This window comes from Nitratireductor arenosus (assembly GCF_009742725.1).
GTDB lineage: Bacteria > Pseudomonadota > Alphaproteobacteria > Rhizobiales > Rhizobiaceae > Mangrovimarina > Mangrovimarina arenosa.
In genome coordinates, this window is record NZ_WPHG01000001.1 from 282,860 (window position 1) to 298,822 (window position 15,963).

A 15,963-nucleotide genomic window follows, 5' to 3' on the forward strand; every position below is an offset into this window, starting at 1 on the left:
GTTCTCCTCAGCTCTTCATTCGTGCGGGACGCCGAGATAGGCGTCGATCACGTTCTGGTTCTTCGACACCTCGTCGGGCGGTCCGTCGCCGATCTTGCGACCGTAATCGAGGACGACGACCCGGTCGGAGATGTCCATGACGACACCCATGTCGTGCTCGATCAAGGCGATCGTGGTGCCGAACTGGCTGTTCACGTCGAGGATGAAGCGGCTCATGTCCTCCTTCTCCTCCAAATTCATGCCAGCCATCGGCTCATCCAGCAGAAGCAGCGCGGGCTCGGCCGCCAGAGCCCGGCCCAGTTCGACCCGCTTTTGCAGGCCGTAGGGCAGGCGCCCGACCGGCACCTTGCGGATATGCTGGATTTCGAGGAAGTCGATGATCTCCTCGACGCGATGGCGATGTTCCAGCTCCTCGCGCAGCGCCGGGCCGCGCCAGATCGCCTGTGCGAAAATGTTGCTCTTCTGCAGCGTGATCCGGCCCGTCATGATGTTGTCGAGCGTGGTCATGCCCTTGAACAGCGCGATGTTTTGGAAGGTGCGTGCGATGCCCTGCCGGGCGGCGTCGGTAGTGCGCATGGCGCGGCGCTCGACGCCGCGAAAAGTAATCGTGCCTTCCTGCGGGGTATAGAACCCGTTGATAACGTTCAGCATCGAGGTCTTGCCGGCGCCGTTCGGCCCGATGATGGCGCGGATCTCGCCTTTGCGGATGTCGAAGGAGATCTTGGTGATCGCCTTGACTCCGCCGAAACGCAGCGACACGTCCTTCGCCTCAAGCAAGACGTCGCCCTTGGCGACACCGTCCGCATGATGAACGTTCAGGTCCCTTGGATCGACGGCCCGGTTCATTCGGCGGCCTCTCTCACCGGCTTGGGGTCGAGGCCGTGGACGGGCGCATCGACGATCCGTACCAAAGCCTTGAGGCTGCCCTTGCGACCGTCTTCGAAGGTCACCTCGGTCTCGACGTGTTTTTCGGTCGTGCCGTCGTAAAGCGCCTCGATCAACTCGCCGTAACGATCGGCGATGAAGGAACGGCGCACCTTCTGGGTGCGGGTCAATTCGCCATCATCGGCGTCGAGTTCTTTGTGCAGGACCAGGAAGCGACGGATCTGCGAGGGGGCCATCAGCTCCTCTTCCGCCAGCGAGCGGTTCACCGCGTCGATGTGGCTGGCCATGCTCTTGTAGACGTCGGGATGACCGGCCAGTTCCTGATAGGAACCGTAGGACACATTGTTGCGTTCGGCCCAGCTCCCGACCGATTCCAGATCGATATTGATGAACACGGCGCAGAAATCGCGACCGTCGCCGAACGCCACGACCTCCTTGACGTCGGGATAGAATTTCAGCTTGTTCTCGATATATTTCGGCGCAAACAGCGCGCCCGAGCGCAGCTTGCCGACATCCTTGGCCCGGTCGATGATCTTGAGATGGCCCTCGGCGTCGAACAGCCCGGCATCGCCCGTATGCACCCAGCCGTCTTCCGTCTTGGTCGCGCGGGTCGCCTCCTCGTTCTTGTAGTAGCCGAGGAAGACGCCGTCGGAGCGATACAGCACCTCGCCATTGTCGGCGATCTTCACATCCACGCCCGGCGACGGCAGCCCGACCGTATCGGCCCTGATCTTGCCGTCCGGCTGCGCGGTGATGTAGACGCAGGCCTCCGTCTGACCGTAGAGTTGCTTCAGGTTCAGCCCGAGGGCGCGGTAGAAGCGGAACAGTTCCGGCCCGATCGCCTCGCCGGCCGTGTAGCCGACCCGCATGCGCGACAGGCCCATCCTGTTCTTCAGAGGCCCATAGACCATCAGATCGCCGAGCCCGTATTTCACCCGGTCCCAGAACCCGACGCTTTCGCCGTTGAGAATCGGTTCGCCTACCGTGCGCGCATGGGCGATGAAATGATCGAACATGCGCTTCTTCAGCGGTCCGGCATCCTCCATGCGCACCATGATCGCCGTCAGCAGGCCCTCGAACACCCTCGGCGGCGCGAAGAAATAGGTTGGCGCGATCTCCCTGCGATCCTCGGTCACGGTTTCAGGGCTTTCCGGACAGCTCACGCAATAGCCGGCCGTGTAGGACTGCGAATAGGAAAACACGTGATCGCCGACCCAGGCCAGCGGCAGATAGGCGATCGTCGTCTCGTCGACATCGAGATTGTCGAAGGCGTTACCGTGCAGGGCGGACTTCACCAGATTGTCGTTGGACAGCATCACCCCCTTCGGGCGGCCGGTCGTGCCGGACGTGTAGAGGATGATGCCAAGATCGTCGCCCTTGCCGGCCGCCAGCAACGCTTCCCAGCGTTTCAGCGCATCGGATGACGCCGAAACGGCGGCAAGCCCCGTTTCGCGCAGTTCGGCATAGGAATGCAGGTGGGTGTGATCGTAATCGCGTAGCCCGCGCGGTTCGTCATAAACGATGTGCTTGAGGCTCGGTACGTCTTCGGAAATCGAAAGCAGCTTGTCGACCTGCTCCTGATCCTGCGCGACCGCGAATTTCACCTCCGCGTGGTCGAGCACGTAGGCCATCTCCTCGGCGACCGAATCGGCATAGACTGGCACCGGCACGCCACCGAGCGACTGGATCGAGGCAAACGACCAGTAGAGCCGCGGGCGGTTCGACCCGACGACGGCGACCTTGTCGCCACGCACGAAACCCAGCGTCTCCAGCCCCAGGGCGAAGGCCCTCACCTCCGCGAGTTGTTCCGCCCAGGTCCAGCTTTGCCAAATGCCGTAATCCTTGTGCCGCATGGCGGCGCGATTGCCGTACCGGTCGGCGTTCAGCAGCAGATACTTCGGAAACGTATCAAGTGTCCTGTCGGCGTTGGCCGCAGCAACCATCTCCCATCATCCTCCCGAACCCCGCCTTGTTTCTGCGGTTGGTCCACATTTATCGCGCGGCTTGGCCCAGCGCGCAAGTTCACCCATCTTGTCCGTTTGGCTAACCTGGCCGGCTTTTTTGACATCCGGTCCAGTTTCAGCACGTTGAAAACAAAATCACACGAAGGGCCCGGCCATTCAACTTCGCGATTGACAGACAAGCGTGGCGATGGTCTGGTATCTTGGCGAAGACCTTGATTTCCATCCCACACAATCTGATCTGTTTGGCTGTGGCGCGTGGCCATGCGCCCCGGTCAAGGCTCGTAGCGCTTCAGCCTTTCGAGCTTGATCACCTTGATGCGGCCGTGCTCGCACTGGAGCAGCCCCTCTTCCTCCAGGTCCTGCAAGGCGCGGTTGGCGACGGCTCGGGAAACGCCGGCAAGCAGGCCGAGTTCCTCCTGGGAAATCTCAATGTCGCTCTTGCCCGTCGGGTAAAGCACCGGGTTGAAGAACCAGGACAGATTGCGGGCGACACGGGCGCGTGGGCTGAGGATACGATCATACTCGATCGTCGCGATGAACTGGCCCATGCGTTCATTGAGCTGGCGGACCAGGAAGCGGCTGAAGCCACGGCTGTTTTCGTAAAGCCACATGAAGGTGGCGCGGTTCATCATCGCCAGGCGGGTATCGCGCAGGACGACGAGATCGTATTGCCGCGCCTCGCCCTTCAGCACCGAGCCCTCGCCGAACCAGCTTCCCGACGTCGCACCGGCAAATGTCATTGCCTTGCCGTCGCTGGACACGGCTGAAATCTTAGCCAGCCCGTCGACGACGCCGGTCCAGTAATCGAGCTTGTCGCCGCGATGACAAATATAGCTGCCCTTCGCGAAGGTTTTCTCGATGGTGCCGCGGCGCGCGCGGTCGAGTTCCTCGGCGGTGAGTTCCTCAGCCCAGATCGCGTTGCCGACGATGTCTTCCTTCGTACCCATGTCTTTCCGGACTACCGTGCGACGGCGCCGTTATGGACGCGCGCGCGCCGGAAAACAAGCGAGCGGTGCCCGGTCAGGCGGCGCGCTCCGAACGGCGCGCGGTCGGCAGCACGGTCAGAGGCGCGCGCGCGCCGGTGACCGGTCGGTCGAACAGCAGTCGCTGCTCCATGCGGGTCGACTTGAAGAATGGAAACCGGGCGAAGGACCGCTCCTCGATGGCATGCACGTTGGCCTGGAACAGTACCACCGGGTAGTTGAGGCCCGGATAGCTGCGCACCCCACCGATCTGTTCCGACATGTAGATGCGCCGGTAGAAACCGGTGTGGTCCTCCTGGATGGTCGATAGGCAATAGGGCGCGTCGAAATGAAAACACGCCATGCCGGCGATGCGCAGCGTCAGATAGGGGATTTGTGGATAGATCTGCGACCACTCGGGGTCGGCGGCGAAACGGCTCGGATCGATGAAGGTATCGCCGGCGCGGATGCGCGCGTTCAGGATGTCGCCATAGACCGTCACCGACGGAGAGACCGGGCTCTTCTTGGTCACATGATGAATGCGAATGGTCGAAACCAGGTTTCCGTCGATATAGATGCCGAAGCGGTAGCAATTGTCGAGGTCGTCGAGGGAATCGTACACGGCCTGGCCGGGTATTTCGGATACCATGTCGGCGGCACGGTAGGATTTGTACCGCAGCCGGTAGATGTCTTCCAGATCCTCACCCCCCTCCACGCGCCGATATTCGGTGCGTTCGAGCACGGCCAGCACATTCCTGGCAAATGCGGAAATTTCCGAATGGTTTCTCTCAGCTCCCGCGCGCAGCACTGCGCCCGACAGCGCCGGATTCGCATTCATGTCACCCAATTCCCCGTACCTCGCACGCTCAACGGTAGACCAAGCCCCGTTCAAGTAAAGCTGAAACTTCTCATGCCAGCGTTTACTTAGCGTTAACGTTAACGGCCCCCTGGCCCTATTGCGCGATCGCGCCATTACGCGACGTCAACCCCATGGTCGGCCGAAACGGTTGATGAGAAGAGGTTCGCGGGCGGGGCGTTGTCATGTCCTGGCGACCATACCTCGCCTGCGTATGGGGGAGCCGGGGCGCGATCGTCTCGCAGGTTGGACCGTTTCCTATCGCGCCGCGACATGCGTGGCGCGCAAATCCTCGGCGAAAGGCCACACCGTGTTGGACATGGTTTCGATACCGGAGGCCGAAAGCGCGGCGCCGAACAGGAACCCCTGCAACAGGTCGGGCTTGACCTCCTGCGACAGCAGTCGGAGCTGGTCGAAGGTTTCGACGCCTTCCATCGTGACCCTGAGCCCAACCTGTCGCGACAGATGGACGACCCCTTTCAACAATTCGAGCGAACGTTCGTCGTCGGTGACGTCCTTGAGGAAGCTGCGGTCGATCTTCACCTTGTCGAGTGGCAGTGTGTGCAGATAGCTCAGGCTCGAATAGCCGGTACCGAAATCGTCGAGCGCGATCCGCACGCCGAGGTCGCGGATCTCCTGCAGATATTTCCGTGTCGACAATTTATCGTCGAGGATCGCGGTTTCGGTGACCTCGATCTCGAGCCGTTCCGGCGCCAGGCCGCTCTCGGCGAGCGCGTCGGCCACGGTGGCGATGATGTCGGAATCGCGAAAGTCGCGCGCCGAGAGATTGACTGAAACGCCGATCGGCTCCGGCCATTTGGCGCATTCGCGGCAGGCTGCCTCCAGAACCTGTACGCTGATGTCGGAGATGATGCCCATCTCCTCCGCCAGCGGAATGAAAACCCCCGGTGAAACCGCGCCCAGCTCGGGATGCTGCCAGCGGCACAGCGCCTCGCAGCTTTCGATGCGCATGGAATCCATGCCGACGATCGGCTGGTAGACCACGCGCAGCGCGCGCGCCTCGACCGCATTGCGCAGATCCGCTTTCAGCATCTGCTTTTCGCGGAAAGCGGCGTCCATCGACGCCTCGAACAGCTGCCAGCCATTCTTGCCGGTCTCCTTGGCGCGATAAAGCGCAAGGTCGGCCTTGACGATCATGCCGTCAACGTCGCCGAACGCGACCGGCAGCAGAACCGCTCCCGCGCTCAGCTGCACGCGCAAAAGGTGACCCGCCACGTCCACCTCGTCGGCAAGACCGGCGAAAATTCCGTCGAGAATCTGACCGAGATGGAGCTCGTCGTGGACACGGTCGAAATAGATCACGAACTCGTCGCCGCCGAACCGGCTGACCTTGATGTCCTCGTCGGCGAAGCAGCCGAGCTTCTCGGCGATCGCGTAAATCAGGCCGTCCCCGACGGGATGGCCGAGCGTGTCGTTGACGGTCTTGAAATCATCCATGTCGAGTACGGCAAGCGCGCAGTTGCGCTCGCGATCGCCACCGGCCAACTGTTCGGCGACGATCTCCTGGAAATAGGCGCGGTTGGGCAGCCCCGTCAGAGTGTCGTAACGCGCCATGTGGCGGATCTTCTCGTCCGCCTGGACACGCTGGGTCACATCCTCGAACGTGATCACCCCGAGCTCGTCGTCACCCTCGCGCGCCGAAAATTCCAGGTAGCGCCCGTCGGACAGACTGACGAGCAGTTTTCGGTTGCGGCCCTCGCGCAGAGCACGCGTGAGCTGTCCTTCGACAAAACCGCAATCCTTGTAGCTGATCAGGCCGCCCGCCGCGCCGCGCATCAGCAGCGCCTTGAGGGAACGCCCGACGAGGTGGTCGGGCGTGGCCACCGACATCAGTCGCGCGGCCTCGGCGTTGGCGACGACGACGCGACTGTCGGGTCCCAGCATCACCAGGCCGTGCGACATGGTGTTGAGCGCCCGGTTGAAACGCTGCGCAAGCCGGTTGGCCTTCTTTTCCTCTGAAAGCGCCGAAAACAGCACCTCGCGTACCATGTCGGCGAAGCGCCTGATGGCGAAGAAGAACGGAAAGGCCATGCAGCCGAGGATGATGTGGTAGACGTCGCCGCGCAGGATGAAGCCGATCGAGATCGGCCAAGTCATGGTCATGATGAAAATCATGACCATGCGCGGCGAGCCGTAATTGCGCCCTGCAATCGAGGTCGCGGAGGCGAGCGTCACCGCCACGGAGGCGATTTCGGCGAAACTGTCGTGGGCGAGATAGATGCCCACGAAACAGAAAAAGCCCAGCATGAAACCATGCATGGACCCGAACACGATGTAGTCTCTCTCTCGCGCCTTGGCCTCGGCGCCGGTCGCGGGCGGCGGACGGTTGCTGTATTTGCGGATATTGCGCAGCCTCAGGACGCCGACCATGACCATGGCGACAGCGACCAGGAGGTAAACCGGGTCTCCGGTCTTCCAGTAACACAGAACGACAAGCAGGGTCTGGGCGACGAGACCAACAGACAAAGTCAGCCCATCGCGGAAAAGCGTTTCCACGAACGGGATATAGATATCGATTGGGATGTCGCGCTTCTTGATCCTGTCCATGCCATAGTCCGCTCAGGAGGCCGGACTATGGCACGGTCCTGTTAATAAAACGCTTCCCGCGTATTCAGCGACTTACGCCTTTCATGGTTGCATCGGACCGCGACAGCCCGGTGCGACGCCCAGCCCTCGCGACGTCGATGAAGCGCTCGCTATTCCGCCGCTTCCAGCGCCTTGGCCGCATCGCCAGCCTTGAAGCGGGCCAAGAGCCGCGTCCTCTCCTCGGCGGCTTTCCGCACATTGGCATCCTTGACGTGGCCATATCCCTTGACGATCTGAGGAAGGCTGGCAAGGGCGGCGGCCGCGTCGGCGCGCTCCGGCGTCAGGCCGGAAAGCACCGTGTCGATGTCGGCTTCGTACTCCGCCAGAAGACCGCGCTCCATGCGCCGCTCCCGCGAATAGCCGAAAAGGTCGAGCCGGGTGCCGCGCAGCCCCTTCATCGCCGCCAGCAGGCGGAACGCGCGCATCATCCAGGGTCCGAACGCGCTCTTTCTCGGCCGGCCGTCGGCACTCTTTCTACCCATGATCGGTGGCGCGAGGTGGAATTCGAGCCGATCGTAGTTCTCGAACTCGGCCGAAAGCTGCTTGGCGAACGACCCGTCCGTATAGAGCCGCGCGACCTCGTATTCGTCCTTGACCGCCATCAGTTTGAACAGGTTTCGCGCCACGGCCTCCGTGACCGCGCTCGATCCGGGAACCATTTCGGTCTCCTTTGCCCGCACCGCCGCGATCCGCGTCCGGTAACGGTCGGCAAAGGCCGCATTCTGATAGGCGGTGAGAAAGGCGGCACGCCGCGAGACGATCTCGTCGAGCGTGTCGGCCGGCTGTTCGGCACCGGATGCGGATCCGACCCGCCCGACCAGTTCGCGCACGAAAGTCGGCTCGTGCGCGGCGCGCCGTCCCCAGCGAAACGCATCGACATTCATGGCCACCGCCTGACCGTTGAGCGCGATCGCGTGCTCGATCGCCTCGGCCGAGACCGGCAGCCCGCCATGCTGATAGGCCAGGCCCAGCATGAACATGTTGGCGCCGAGCGAATTGCCGAACAGGACCGCCGCCGTGCGTGTGGCGTCGAAGAAAAAGGCCTTGTCTTCGCCCGCGGCCGCCCGGATCGCCTTTTTCAGCCTCTCGGCCGGCAACGAAAATCCCGGCGAGCGGGCGAAATCGCCCGGCATGACCTCCGCCGTGTTGGCGACGAAGACGGTCTCGTTCTCGCGCACGGCAGACAGCACTTTCTTGGAGCCCGACACCACCAGGTCGCAGCCCAGCACCATGTTGGCCTTGCCGGCCGAGACCCGAATGGCATGGACCGCCTCGGGCGTCTCGGCGATGCGCACATGGGTAAACACCGCGCCGCCCTTCTGGGCGAGACCGGCCATGTCGATCAGGCCGCAGCCGCGGCCTTCCAGATGCGCGGCCATGCCCAGCACCGCGCCGACGGTGACGACGCCGGTGCCACCGATACCGTCGATGATCCCCGACCAGCCACCGGAAAGGGATGAAAGCCGGGGAACGGGTACCCCCTCCAGCGGATCGGCCGAACCGGCGATCCCCCGCGATTTGCGGATCTTCGCCCCATGAACCGTCACGAAGGACGGACAGAAACCGTTGACGCAAGAAAAGTCCTTGTTGCAGCTCGACTGGTCGATGCGCCGCTTACGGCCATATTCGGTCTCGACCGGCTGGATCGACACGCAATTGGACTGGACGCCGCAATCGCCGCAGCCCTCGCAGACGAGTTCGTTGATAATCACGCGCCTGTCGGGATCGGGATAGGTGCCGCGCTTGCGCCGCCGCCGCTTTTCCGCCGCGCAGGTCTGGTCGTAGAGCAGCACCGAAACGCCCTTGACCACGCGTAACTCGCGCTGGACCCGGTCGAGGTCGTCCCGATGATGGATCGTCGCTCCGCTCGGAAAGCTCGCCTTGCCGGCATATTTGTCGGGCTCGTCGGTGACGATCGCGATACGCCCGATCCCCTCGGCGCGCATCTGATTGGCGATCATCTCCACGCTGAGCGAACCTTCGTGCGGCTGCCCGCCGGTCATGGCGACCGCGTCGTTGTAGAGAATTTTGTAGGTGATGTTGGCGCCGGATGCGATCGCGAAGCGGATCGCCAACGAACCGGAATGGTTATAGGTGCCATCGCCGAGATTCTGGAAGATATGCTCGCGCTTGGAAAACGGCGCCTGACCGACCCATTGCGCGCCCTCCCCGCCCATCGCGGTGAAGCCGACCGTGCTGCGGTCCATCCACAAAGCCATGAAATGGCAACCGATGCCGGCGCCGGCGATCGAGCCGTCCGGCACCTTGGTGGAGGAATTGTGCGGGCAGCCGGAGCAGAAATAGGGCGTGCGGCTCGCCACGTCGGTCGTCTCGGCCAGCATGGCCTGGAACTGTCTGAGCCTGTTGACCCGCGCCGCGATCTCCTCGGACGGGCCGATCACTTTCAGGATCCGTTCGCCGATGGCAATGGCAATGTCGTTGGGATCGAGCGCACCCTTGGCGGGAAACAGCCAGTCGCCGCGCTCGTCCTTCTTGCCGACGACCATCGGCTGCATAGCGGTTCCGTAGAGATCCTCGCGCACCTGAACCTCGATCAGCGAACGCTTTTCCTCCACGACGATGATCATTTCCAGACCGCGCGCGAAATCGCGTATGTGCTCGAGGTCGAGCGGCCACGGGCAGGCGACCTTGAACAGCCGCAGGCCGATACGATTGGCCCCGGCCTCGTCGATGCCGATATCCTCCAGCGCCTGGCGCACGTCGAGATAACTCTTGCCGACGGTGATGATGCCGATCTTGGGAGTCCGGCCGCCCGAATAGACGATCTTGTTCAGATTGTTGACGCGGATGAAGGCCGCCGCCGCCGCCCGCTTGAATTCGTGCAGCCGGGCTTCCTGCCCCATCTGGTCGAGTTCGTGGCGGATGTTGAGCCCGCCCGGCGGCATGTCGAACTCGGGCAGGACGACCTTCAGCCGGTCGAGCGCGACATCGACCGACCCCGTCGATTCGATATTGTCCTTCACGCACTTCATCGCCGACCAGGTTCCGGCGAAACGCGACAGCGCAAAGCCGTAGAGGCCGTAGTCGACCAGTTCCTGCACGCCGGCCGGATTGAAGATCGGGATCATCGTGTCGACGAAAAGAAACTCGGTGGCGTGCGCGTTGGTGGACGATTCGGCCGTGTGGTCGTCGCCCATCAGGGCCAGCACGCCGCCATTCCCGGACGATCCAGCGAGATTGGCGTGCCGAAAAACGTCGCCGGACCGATCGACCCCCGGACCCTTGCCGTACCAGACCGAAAACACGCCGTCATGCTTGCCTTCGCCAAGCAGTTCGGTCTGCTGCGCGCCCCAACAGGCGGTCGCCGCCAGTTCCTCGTTGAGGCCGGGCTGAAAAACGATGCTGGACCGTTCGAGTTCGCTCTTCGCCCGCCACAATTGCTGGTCGAGACCGCCCAGCGGCGAACCCCGATAGCCGGAAACGAAACCGGCCGTGTCGAGCCCGGCAAGCCGGTCACGCTCGCGCTGCATCAACAGCATGCGAATGATCGCCTGCGCGCCGGACACGTAGATGCGCCGTTTTTCGAGGTCGTATTTGTCGTCGAGCGAAACGTCGTGAAGGGTCATCGGTTCCTCCGCGAAGCCCGCTGCCGCGCGGACACCGCTTTACCCGCCGGAGTGTTCAATTCCAAAGCGGCCGCGTCAAACAAATTTCGCAAAACCTAGCACAGCGCAAGATCGCTACTGTTTCAGCCTTATTGGCGGATGATCGTGACCCCGGTGACGCCGCTCGCGTACTTTCCTTTCGGCGCGCGCAAGCCGACCCGAAGAGCCGGCTACCAGGTCCATACGGCAAAAATACCTAATGCGAAATGGGGAGTACGTTTGAACGCCAATCGTCTTTGAATGAACTGTCAAAGCTGGTAATCACGGCCAGGTCCACCGGGATAAGCTCGGTGGCCAGCCGGGCGGCAATCGACACAAGAGCCATGAATGGCCGCTGCCCAGCTTCGGGGAATTGCCCGCTTGGCGGGCGCTTGAAACGGGAGGAAGTGAATGGCGGCTTTGCTCGCGCTCTCACGGCTTGTCGACACGATCAACGAGTTTGTCGGCCGCCAGGTGTCGTGGCTCATTCTCGTCGCGGTATTGATCAGTGCCGGCAACGCCAGCATCCGCAAGGCGTTCGACATGTCGTCCAATGCCTGGCTGGAATTGCAATGGTATCTCTACGGCACGGTGTTCATGCTCGCCGCCGCCTATACGTTGCAGCGCAATGAGCATGTACGCATCGACATCCTGTCCAACCGCCTTTCCAAGCGCACCCGCGACTGGGTCGACCTGATCTGTCACATCACCTTCCTGCTGCCCTTCGTGGCACTGATGGTGTGGCTATGCTGGCCCTGGTTCTGGTTGTCCTATCGCAGCGGTGAAATCTCGGCCAATGCCGGCGGCCTGGTGATCTGGCCGGCGAAGATGATGGTGCTGGCCGGCTTCATCCTCTTGGCGGCGCAGGCGCTGTCGGAGATCATCAAGCGCATCGCCGTCATTCGCGGTGACATCGACGACCCCACCCCCTCGCACGATTTGCCTCCGGCCGCCGAGGCCGCGATCGAGATGGAGACGAAGGATCGTGACTGACTTCGTCGCCCACAATCTCGCACCCATCATGTTCGTCTGCGTGATGGCGATGCTGCTGATCGGCTACCCGGTCGCCTTCACGCTCGCCGCCGGCGGGCTGTTGTTCTTCGCCATCGGCGTCGAGATGTCGGCGATCTCGAGCGAGATTCGGCTGTTCTGGCCCTTGCTGCAGTCCCATCCCGAACGAGTCTACGGCATCATGTACAACGACACCCTGCTGGCGGTGCCGTTCTTCACCTTCATGGGGCTCATCCTCGAACGCTCGCGCATGGCCGAAGATCTGCTCGAGACGATCGGCCAATTGTTCGGCCCGGTGCGCGGCGGCCTCGCCTTCGCCGCCGTGCTCGTCGGCGCGCTGCTCGCCGCCACGACCGGCGTGGTCGCGGCCTCGGTGATCGCCATGGGACTGATCTCGCTGCCGATCATGATGCGCTACGGCTACAACAAAAGCGTCGCGACCGGAACGATCGCCGCCTCGGGCACACTGGCGCAGATCGTGCCGCCTTCGCTGGTCCTGATCGTCATGGCCGACCAGCTCGGCCGCTCGGTCGGCGACATGTATGTCGGCGCCTTGCTGCCGGCCCTGATCATCGTGACGTTTTATTGTCTCTATGTCCTGGTTCTCAGCTTCGTCCGGCCGGAATGGGTGCCGGCCCTGCCTCCCGAGGCGCGCACGCTGGGCGGTGGCGTGACCTCGCTCATCGCCGTTCTCGCGGCGGCGGTGACAATCTACCTGATCACCTACAACACCATTTTCGCCGATATGCGCTACGAGGTGCGCCTGGTCTGGGCGGCGACGGTGGCGACGCTTGCCGCCTATCTGTTCAGCTTGATCAACCGCCAGCTCAAGCTCGGCATCCTATCGCGCCTCGCCGAACAGGTGGTGATCGTGCTGATCCCGCCGCTGGCGCTGATCTTCCTCGTTCTGGGCACGATCTTCCTCGGCATCGCCACGCCCACCGAGGGCGGCGCGATGGGTGCGACCGGCGCACTGTTCCTGGCGCTGGTGAAGGGTCGGCTCAACCTCACCGTCCTCAAGCAGGCGCTCGATTCGACCACCAAGCTCGCCGCCTTCGTCATGTTCATCCTGATCGGCGCGCGCGTGTTCGGCCTGACCTTCTACGGCATCAACGGCAATATCTGGATCGAGGAACTGCTGTTGTCGTTGCCCGGCGGCGAGTACGGCTTCCTAATCTTCGTCACCATCATCATCTTCATTCTGGGCTGCTTTCTCGATTTTTTCGAAATCGCCTTCATCGCCGTGCCGCTGCTCGCGCCGGCGGCCGAAAGTCTGGGGATCGACCTGATCTGGTTCGGCGTCATCCTCGGCATCAACCTGCAGACCTCGTTCCTGACGCCGCCCTTCGGGTTCTCGCTGTTCTACCTGCGCTCGATCGCACCCATGCACGACTGGACCGACACAGTGTCGGGCCGGGTCTTGCCGGGGATCAAGACCTTCGAGATATACAAGGGTGCCCTGCCCTACATCGTGATCCAGTTCATCATGATCCTGATCGTGATCTCGTTCCCGCAACTCGTCACCCACTATAAGTCGGCGCCGGGGGTCGGCGGGGGAGATGTCGAAATCCAGCTTCCTCCGCTCGGGCCACCACCGGCAAATGGCGGTGACGGCGACCAGCCTTCGCCGTTTGGTCTTCCGCCCCTGGGCATGCCCAACAATAATGGCGGCACTCAGGGAGAGCCCGCGCCATTCGGTCTGCCGCCGCTCAACCTGCAGCCCGAAGGCGCAACCCCGGCACCGGTGCCCGCGATCGATCTCAGCCAGCCGCCGAAGATCGAATAGCCGGGTCGCATTTCGCGCACCCGCAGAGACCTTACGGATCGACAAAAAAAACCCCGGGGCCGTTGCCCCGGGGTTTCGTGTCCTGAACCGAAAATGGTTCGCGCGTCAGAGCTTGCCGGCGCGCTGCTGGATCATCATGAAGGTGTCGAAATTGTATTCGGTGAGCTGAGCCCACAGATACGCATCCTTCTTGAACGCCAACTGGTTGTCGTAGATTTTCTTGAACGTCGCGTTCTGCGCGTTGATCTCGTCATAGGTCTCCAGGGCCGCGGTGTAGCAAGCCTCGAGGATCTCCTGGCTGAAGGGCCGCAATTGCGCGCCGCCCTGCACGAGCCGCTTGAGCGCGGCCGGGTTTTTGTAGTCGTAATTGGCCATCATGTCGGCATTGGCCGCGCGACACGCGGTTTCCAGGATGGCCTGATACGGCTTCGGCAATTCGTTCCACTTGTCGAGATTGGCGAGCGTGTGCAGAACCGGTCCGCCTTCCCACCAGCCCGGATAATAGTAGTACTGGGCCACCTTGTTGAAGCCGAGCTTCTCGTCATCATAAGGTCCGACCCACTCGGTGGCGTCGATAGTGCCCTTTTCGAGCGCCGGATAGATGTCTCCGCCGGCGATCTGCTGCGGCACCACACCGACCTTCTCGATAATCTTGCCGCCCATGCCGCCGATGCGCATCTTCAGGCCCTGCATGTCGGCCACGGTATTGATTTCCTTGCGGAACCAGCCGCCCATCTGCGCACCGGTATTGCCGCACGGCATGCCGTAGAGGCCCTGAGTGGCGTAAAACTCGTTCATGAGCTTGTTGCCGTCGCCATAATAGTACCAGGCATTCTGCTGGCGGTAGTTGAGACCGAAGGGAATCGCGGTGCCGAGCGCGTAGGTCGGATCCTTGCCCCAATAATAGTAGGAGGCGGTGTGCGCGAGCTCGACTGTTCCGGCGGAAGCCGCGTCGGCCGCCTGCAGGCCCGGCACGATCTCGCCGGCGGCGAACACCTGAACCTGGAAATTGCCGTCAGTGGCTTCGTTGACGAACTTCGCCATCGTTTCGGCCGCGCCGAAGATCGTATCGAGCGCTTTCGGGAACGAAGAGGTGCATCGCCAGGTGACTTTCGGCATCGACTGCGCAATTGCGGGTGCGGCCAGCGTTGTGGCCGCCGCAGCGCCCGCGCCGGCAACACCCGCCTTCTTGATAAATGAACGACGATCCATTCCGTTTCCTCCCATTCGTGGATCTATCGAAATCCGCATCGAGCCGAGATGGCCATCCAACGGTTTCAGCCAGCGACAATACACGCTCGAAGCGATGTGTCCAGCATTCGGCCCTCCACCTATTTTCCTATATTTTCGCGGTAATCGGCTAATATCTCGGCACTTTCGCCGATCGGCGCAGCGAGCCCCTGGCGAGCCGGGCTTGACGCGGGCACGAAGCCGGCCGACATGAAGGGCAGGACCAAGTAAACCAACCGCCTCGCCGGACAAGATCATCGATGCACCCGCCCCTTGTCGCCATCTCCACCGATGTGCGCGTCTTCGACCGCTACACCTGGCACGCCACGCCACAGCAATATATCGAGGCCGCGCTCTCCGGAGCCGGGGTTTTGCCCGTTCTCTTGCCGTCCTTCGGGCCGCGCATCGATTTCGACGCATTGCTCGACCAGGTCGGTGGGGTGCTGATCACCGGCTCGAAAAGCAATGTCCATCCCTCGCTCTATGGCGGCGATCCCAGCGAACGCAACGGTCCCTATGACGAGGCCCGCGATGCCACCACGCTGCCGCTGATCCGCAAGACGGTCGAACGCGGCGTGCCGCTGCTCGCGATCTGCCGCGGCATCCAGGAACTGAACGTCGCGCTCGGCGGAACGCTCGCAACCGAGATTCAGGAGCGCCCCGGAATCATGGATCACCGAGCTCCGCCAAGCGAGGTTCAGGACGATCGTTTCGCGATCCGCCATCCGGTCAGCTTCGCCGAGAGCTCGTGGCTGGCCGACATATTCGAAACCGGCTTGATCGAGGTCAATTCGGTTCACCGGCAAGCCGTCGAAAGACTGGGACCACGCCTCAAGGTCGAGGCGGTGGCCGAAGACGGAACGATCGAGGCCGTTTCGGTTCTCGACGCCAAGGCCTTCGCAGTCGGCGTACAATGGCATCCCGAATATTGGGTCGAAACCGACGGCGCCTCGCGCCGGATCTTCCAGGCGTTCGGTTCAGCCGTACGCGATCACGCGGCCAAGCGAAGCCGTGCGCAGGCGGCGGCCGAATAGACCTTCCCGCCCCGTCGCACGGC

At 62.6% G+C, this 15,963-nt stretch carries 10 protein-coding genes; 3 read left to right on the forward strand and 7 right to left on the reverse strand.

Annotation, left to right across the window (positions count from 1 at the left end):
- Positions 1-15: 15 nt before the first annotated feature.
- The 6 genes from GN330_RS01345 to GN330_RS01370 all read right to left on the reverse strand — a co-directional run bounded on the left by GN330_RS01345 (position 16) and on the right by GN330_RS01370 (position 10,861).
- Positions 16-846 (reverse strand): ABC transporter ATP-binding protein, encoded by an 831-nt coding sequence (locus GN330_RS01345; RefSeq protein WP_156710770.1) that lies wholly within the window; start codon positions 844-846, stop codon positions 16-18.
- A complete protein-coding gene (locus GN330_RS01350; protein WP_156710771.1) occupies positions 843-2,828 on the reverse strand; it encodes an AMP-dependent synthetase/ligase in 1,986 nt (661 codons plus the stop codon). The genes GN330_RS01345 and GN330_RS01350 overlap by 4 nt, the downstream gene beginning before the upstream one ends.
- Before the next feature lie 293 nt (positions 2,829-3,121).
- Positions 3,122-3,796, reverse strand: coding sequence for a Crp/Fnr family transcriptional regulator (locus GN330_RS01355; RefSeq protein WP_156710772.1), 675 nt, complete (start codon positions 3,794-3,796; stop codon positions 3,122-3,124).
- 73 nt (positions 3,797-3,869) lie between these two features.
- Positions 3,870-4,649: an N-acyl amino acid synthase FeeM domain-containing protein gene (locus tag GN330_RS01360; RefSeq protein WP_246188468.1), complete on the reverse strand. Its 780-nt coding sequence runs from the start codon at positions 4,647-4,649 to the stop codon at positions 3,870-3,872.
- 276 nt (positions 4,650-4,925) lie between these two features.
- The gene (locus GN330_RS01365) at positions 4,926-7,235 is read right to left on the reverse strand and encodes a putative bifunctional diguanylate cyclase/phosphodiesterase (RefSeq protein WP_156710773.1); all 2,310 of its coding nucleotides are present in this window, start codon (positions 7,233-7,235) and stop codon (positions 4,926-4,928) included.
- Between the two features lie 149 nt (positions 7,236-7,384).
- Complete coding sequence (locus GN330_RS01370; protein WP_156710774.1) at positions 7,385-10,861, reverse strand: indolepyruvate ferredoxin oxidoreductase family protein; 3,477 nt, start codon at positions 10,859-10,861, stop codon at positions 7,385-7,387.
- A 429-nt stretch (positions 10,862-11,290) separates the two neighbouring features.
- Between GN330_RS01370 and GN330_RS01375 the strand changes: the two genes are divergently transcribed.
- Entirely contained in the window at positions 11,291-11,872 is a 582-nt protein-coding gene (locus tag GN330_RS01375; protein ID WP_156710775.1) for a TRAP transporter small permease subunit, read from the forward strand.
- Positions 11,865-13,676, forward strand: coding sequence for a TRAP transporter large permease (locus GN330_RS01380; RefSeq protein WP_343040147.1), 1,812 nt, complete (start codon positions 11,865-11,867; stop codon positions 13,674-13,676). The genes GN330_RS01375 and GN330_RS01380 overlap by 8 nt, the downstream gene beginning before the upstream one ends.
- A gap of 105 nt (positions 13,677-13,781) precedes the next feature.
- On the opposite strand, the gene GN330_RS01385 is transcribed toward GN330_RS01380, so the two are convergent.
- Positions 13,782-14,888, reverse strand: a complete 1,107-nt coding sequence (locus tag GN330_RS01385) for a TRAP transporter substrate-binding protein (RefSeq protein WP_156710776.1) — start codon at positions 14,886-14,888, stop codon at positions 13,782-13,784.
- Positions 14,889-15,166: 278 nt separating this feature from the next.
- Here GN330_RS01385 and GN330_RS01390 point away from each other — a divergent pair, with 278 nt between their 5' ends.
- On the forward strand, positions 15,167-15,940 hold the full coding sequence (locus GN330_RS01390; RefSeq protein ID WP_156710777.1) for a gamma-glutamyl-gamma-aminobutyrate hydrolase family protein: 774 nt from the start codon (positions 15,167-15,169) through the stop codon (positions 15,938-15,940).
- Positions 15,941-15,963: the final 23 nt, after the last annotated feature.

Coding starts and splice junctions, on each gene's coding strand:
- GN330_RS01345 (WP_156710770.1), bottom strand. CDS start 846: ATGAACCGGGCCGTCGATCCAAGGGACCTGAACGTTCATCATGCGGAC.
- GN330_RS01350 (WP_156710771.1), bottom strand. CDS start 2,828: ATGGTTGCTGCGGCCAACGCCGACAGGACACTTGATACGTTTCCGAAG.
- GN330_RS01355 (WP_156710772.1), bottom strand. CDS start 3,796: ATGGGTACGAAGGAAGACATCGTCGGCAACGCGATCTGGGCTGAGGAA.
- GN330_RS01360 (WP_246188468.1), bottom strand. CDS start 4,649: ATGAATGCGAATCCGGCGCTGTCGGGCGCAGTGCTGCGCGCGGGAGCT.
- GN330_RS01365 (WP_156710773.1), bottom strand. CDS start 7,235: ATGGACAGGATCAAGAAGCGCGACATCCCAATCGATATCTATATCCCG.
- GN330_RS01370 (WP_156710774.1), bottom strand. CDS start 10,861: ATGACCCTTCACGACGTTTCGCTCGACGACAAATACGACCTCGAAAAA.
- GN330_RS01375 (WP_156710775.1), top strand. CDS start 11,291: ATGGCGGCTTTGCTCGCGCTCTCACGGCTTGTCGACACGATCAACGAG.
- GN330_RS01385 (WP_156710776.1), bottom strand. CDS start 14,888: ATGGATCGTCGTTCATTTATCAAGAAGGCGGGTGTTGCCGGCGCGGGC.
- GN330_RS01390 (WP_156710777.1), top strand. CDS start 15,167: ATGCACCCGCCCCTTGTCGCCATCTCCACCGATGTGCGCGTCTTCGAC.